General features: G+C 52.6%; 4 protein-coding genes and 1 pseudogene. 1 reads left to right on the top strand and 4 read right to left on the bottom strand.

Annotated features, from left to right (window positions below):
* The 4 genes from BMX17_RS27765 to BMX17_RS25690 form a co-directional block, all read right to left on the bottom strand.
* On the bottom strand, positions 1–156 hold the full coding sequence (locus tag BMX17_RS27765) for a DUF7837 family putative zinc-binding protein (protein WP_170845567.1): 156 nt from the start codon (positions 154–156) through the stop codon (positions 1–3).
* 338 nt (positions 157–494) lie between these two features.
* A complete protein-coding gene (locus BMX17_RS24550; protein WP_092665194.1) occupies positions 495–1,550 on the bottom strand; it encodes a glycosyltransferase in 1,056 nt (351 codons plus the stop codon).
* 37 nt (positions 1,551–1,587) lie between these two features.
* Positions 1,588–3,327 (bottom strand): glycoside hydrolase family protein, encoded by a 1,740-nt coding sequence (locus tag BMX17_RS24545; protein WP_092665190.1) that lies wholly within the window; start codon positions 3,325–3,327, stop codon positions 1,588–1,590.
* A 69-nt stretch (positions 3,328–3,396) separates the two neighbouring features.
* On the bottom strand, positions 3,397–3,846 hold the full coding sequence (locus tag BMX17_RS25690) for a hypothetical protein (RefSeq protein WP_139203778.1): 450 nt from the start codon (positions 3,844–3,846) through the stop codon (positions 3,397–3,399).
* 406 nt (positions 3,847–4,252) lie between these two features.
* On the opposite strand from BMX17_RS25690, the pseudogene BMX17_RS26830 reads away from it, so the two are divergent.
* Positions 4,253–4,539 (top strand): annotated as a pseudogene (locus BMX17_RS26830) (PQQ-binding-like beta-propeller repeat protein); the annotation flags it as partial.

Raw genomic sequence — 4,539 nt, 5'->3', positions numbered from 1 at the left:
TTACTGCTCCGGCGCGACGACATCGTCACACTCCGGACACTCAGCCCAGATGCCCTGTGTGCCGTCATCCTTCTCGTATTCGACGAGGAGCCACGTCTCGGGGATCTGATCGCCACACTCTGGACAGCGACCGAGTGATGATTCGTCGGTGTTCATACAGGGTGGAAGGAGCGTGTGACTGGTTCCTTCCAGGTGATAGTGGAACGTCTTCAAATGTAAGCGTTCGGCAGACGGTCGCTCTCCGGGACACCGTGTTTCCGGTGAACTGAATGGTCCACCATAGCTGAGTCACAATCGTCCAAAGTAGAGAAACGATGGATGTCCGGACAGTTCTCATGAAACGGTCCGCCAAAGGTAGTCGTAGAGTGCCAGCGTTGTGGGCCTACGTTTTCCCGAATATTGCTGAAGGTCAGGGTGTCATTGAACAGTTCCCAAGATGGTTGATTTCAACAGCGCCGGGGACGAATCTCCTGCTCAGTGTAGATGCGAAGTTATCAGTCCAAATGGAGCTGAAGCGCTTCTTTGAAGCTTTCAAGCAACTCCGCCTCGGTGTATTGGCGTGCTATTGTTTCACACTTTTTGGCAATCTTCTTCCTGTGGTGGTTTGGCAATCCGAAATACCATTGAATCCGTTGCGAAAGCCGTTCAGGCGTGTGATTATTCACCACGAGGTTTGACAATGCAGGTGCCAGTGCGGTTTTTGATCCAGTTGCACCACTCACAATAGCTGGTACGCCAGCAAACATCCCCTCCAGTGGTGCCAGAGGATGTGCATCTAATCGAGCAGGATGGATGAACAGAGCAGCATCATTAAATGCAGTTGATAATGAATCTGCATATCCTTTTACAGTCACGCCGTTAACATTACTATACTTACTGGGATGTCCTTTACCATAGATCTGTAGCATTGCCTTTGGATAGGCATTCCTGACACGTGGCCATACATCGACTATTTGATCTACGCCTTTATGTCCCCGTCCAAACCCAACAAAAACTGCGTTTTGTGAATTCAAGCTAACATCCACATCCTCCAGATTTGGTTGTTTTTCAGCTTCTATGAACGGTGTAGCGACGGTTACAAGACCATTATACCACCGCTGAACACGATCAGCAAACAGATCAGATACCGTTATAATTCCATCTACATACGAGCGGACGAATTGTTTGAGTACTCGGGCGTCAAGCGATTGGTGTGCCTTCCCTCCCAGCCTGACTGGAGTTGGCGAGTCTTTAAACGGATATACAGACGCCCCAGCAAACTCAGGAGAGGTATGGAAATATATAACAGTTGTGTCAGTTAGCGAAATGCGTGGCAATGTATACAGAGCCCCAGGCTCTTCGATGATGAGAACATCATACCCAGTGTCTATATCCGCTTTCAGCGATGCGTCGGACAACATCGTCCCATTTAAAGGGCCAAGAGGGCGGCGAGAGACAGTCTGTATATCAGCGTCGACGCTATCAGCCATCTTTTCATGCACGGGGTGCATCACACCCCCCTCGCCAGGAGCAGCAGTTTGGACGAAAGTAACCTTCTTTCTGCCAGCCATATTAGCAGAGTCTCTACAGCGAAATATGTACTTTATGTCATAGTGGCCCTGCCCATTTGCTCGACCCGTTCGGGACGGCAACTCGCTTATAGAGGCCAGTACCAGAGCCATCCCCCGAATCAGTGAAGTCGACCAGTGCCCCATCACGGTAGGTCGACATCTGCGGCTGTTCAGCATTGGCCGACTCCTGTGCGACTCCGTTCAGGACAACGCCATCGCTGTTGACAGTCCAGCGCGTACTGCCTGTGTTGCGGAAGGTCACTCCATTGATCTCTATGGGTCCGTTTTGCGCGATCCCCGATTCAACGACGACCTGGTACTTCGTGTTGTCAGCAGTCAAACCATCGACGTAGACACCATCGTATGTCCCACTGCCACGCAGTCGGAGTGCCTGTCCAGTGGTCGGGCCATTATTGATAAGGTCCGCACCATGGATGTCTAATCCAGTCACGCTCCCGTCACGCAACTCTATCATGCCACGTGCCCCGAGGTTGTCCGTTTTGATTGTCACATCTCGCCATGTCGAATCCGTGAGATTAGCAGCAGTTCCCACAACTTGGAGCCCCGTAGGCAACTCTGTCGAATCTGCCATCTCAAACGTCAAGCCGTCAATGTCAAAACCGTCAGCAGTGCCATTGATACCGACAATACCGCTGGGATTATTTCGCCCCAATAAATCCACAGTATCGAGCGTGACATCCGATAGAGCATTCTCATTCTGCGACCAGAAACTGGCAGAAAAGCGGGCGTGAGTGTCTGACACCGTGACATGGGAGACGGGCGAATCCTGCTGGATGACCTTGGTCGAATCGGGGAACTCGCAACCATCGATCACGATCTGCTGATGCTCGTCGAGAGCGGGTTGCGTCGGCGTGTTGGCCCATCCGAGCTGGCAACCTATGTCTGGCGTCCCTTCGATGGTGAGATCCGAGAATACGATGTTGCGGATCGTGTTGCCCCCTTCTGGGGTTGTGCGGAGACCGCCGATCCCAAGGTTTGTGACAGAGCCGCCGTCGAAGACGATGTTATGGATGTCCCCCCCGCTCCCGTATGCTTCTACCCCAGATGAGTTGACGACAAACGGGTCGTCTCCGACAGTCCCTGTTGTATTTGAGACGACGATGTTGTGACTGCCAGACGAGCCAGCGAGGATGTGGATACCGTCTTGATTCGCAAATGATGCGTCTTGAAGTAACTCGACATCGAAGATGTGGCCATACCGACAACCCTCGGGGACAAGTGCCCACTTGTTCGTCGGCCCGAGCGAAAACCCACCAACTCCAAACCGTTCGACGTTGACGAGATGGATGCCGTAATTGGGATACGACGAGGACTGACGGTTCTGCTGGTCGGCGTTACCGTTTAGGATGACCGACCAATCTCCGACAGCGTAGACAAACCGTTCAGTGGCGTCGAAGTTTTTGCTCTTGATGATGTTGTCGTCTGTCTGATTGTCAAGAAACACCTCCCCGCACTCGAATTTGAGGAGGGTGAACCCCCCAATCTCCAGCCCAGAGGTGAGAAGCCATCCCTGATCGGTCTTTGCGTTTTGATACCCTGATAGGTCGTCGGGTTTCGTGGCTGGGACAATGACCTTCGTGATGCCCGTCTCGGATGCTGCTTTGTCCAGTTCGTCTTGGATCGCAACCCCACCATTTGCGCTACTGGACGCATCCACGACGTGTTCGTTCTCGATCTCCAGCCCCCCACCACCGATGTCGCTGAAACTCTCGGCTGGCCCATCGTCTCCGATAGATAGCTGCTCTATACTGAACACTCCATTATACGAGAAGTGGACGCAAATCTGCTCAGTGCGTGTACTCACAAGTATCAGAACAAGTGATAGTCAGGAAACGGGATCGCGGTTCTTCGCTTCCAGCCGTTGGGTAGTGTTCTCACTCACCCGGTAACGATACGATTGTGTGAACCAGTCGGCATGGGCAATCGTCGCCGTTGGATTTTCCTGAGACTCCGCGTATCCTGTACACGTAACGACAGCCTCGTACCCCCATTGTCGTTGCTCGACGCTATCTACACGACAGTCAACAATCACGTCAGTATGCTCGTCAATCCACAGTGAGTTGTAGACGTAGCGGTACTCGTGACGTTTCACATATTCTCGAACAGTGTTTTCGGAGACTGGTGAGGGACGCTCCGGACGTTCTTTCGGTCCATCGGGAAAGTCGATATCTCCTGGTTGGAGCGGGGTTGTTGTCCCTGCAGTTCGATTATCAAGACAGCCTGAAACCGCAACCACACCGGCTCCTATGGTAGAAAGGAGTGTCCGCCGGTTCATATCTTTGTCATTAGGACAGCTGGATAAGTGCTTTGTCTGCATTGTATGGTCAGCTCAACCAGCAATAAATCGGGAAATTACCGGTAGTCGTCAACGGTGGTGGCTCCACGCTGATGCTCATTACGAGGGACTTCAGGGATAAACCGGCAACAACGATCTGCAGCCCTGCCATTCGCTGTACTACCAATAGCAATAATTGTGTTTGTGATATACCAGTAACTAGATGCCCTCCACACGACGTCAATTTCTCAGTGCATCCGCCATCGGAATAGCCGGGACAGTTGGCTTGTCCTCTCTTAGTACACAGCGAGAATCAGATACAACTTCGTCCTACGACTGGCCCATGGCCAGATATGATCCCTCCGGCACTGGATACAATCCCGATGCATCGGGACCAAAACATGATGTGGCAGTTGCCTGGCAGCACGAAGCGCCAGACTGGTTCCGGGGAAGCTTCCAGCCGATCCGCCACGGTGAGACGATTTTTATCGGTGGAAACGGATTACTGGCACTTGATAAGAACACAGGCCAGCGCCAATTCAGTGTTCCAGGGCCGTATCATTCACCGCCGACTATTGCGTCGACCTCGATCTACCAGACCGCCACTCTCGGTATAACTGGCCCCGCTGGTATTTACGGACTCAATGCCAGTGGGGGACAGGCCCTCCCCTTCACCGACCACAGACTCGGCGG

Origin of the sequence: Halorientalis persicus (genome assembly GCF_900110215.1) — an archaeon.
In the GTDB taxonomy this organism is placed as follows: Archaea; Halobacteriota; Halobacteria; order Halobacteriales; family Haloarculaceae; genus Halorientalis; species Halorientalis persica.
The sequence above is the reverse complement of the archived record's forward strand: the minus strand, read 5'-3'. Positions and strand labels throughout refer to the sequence as shown.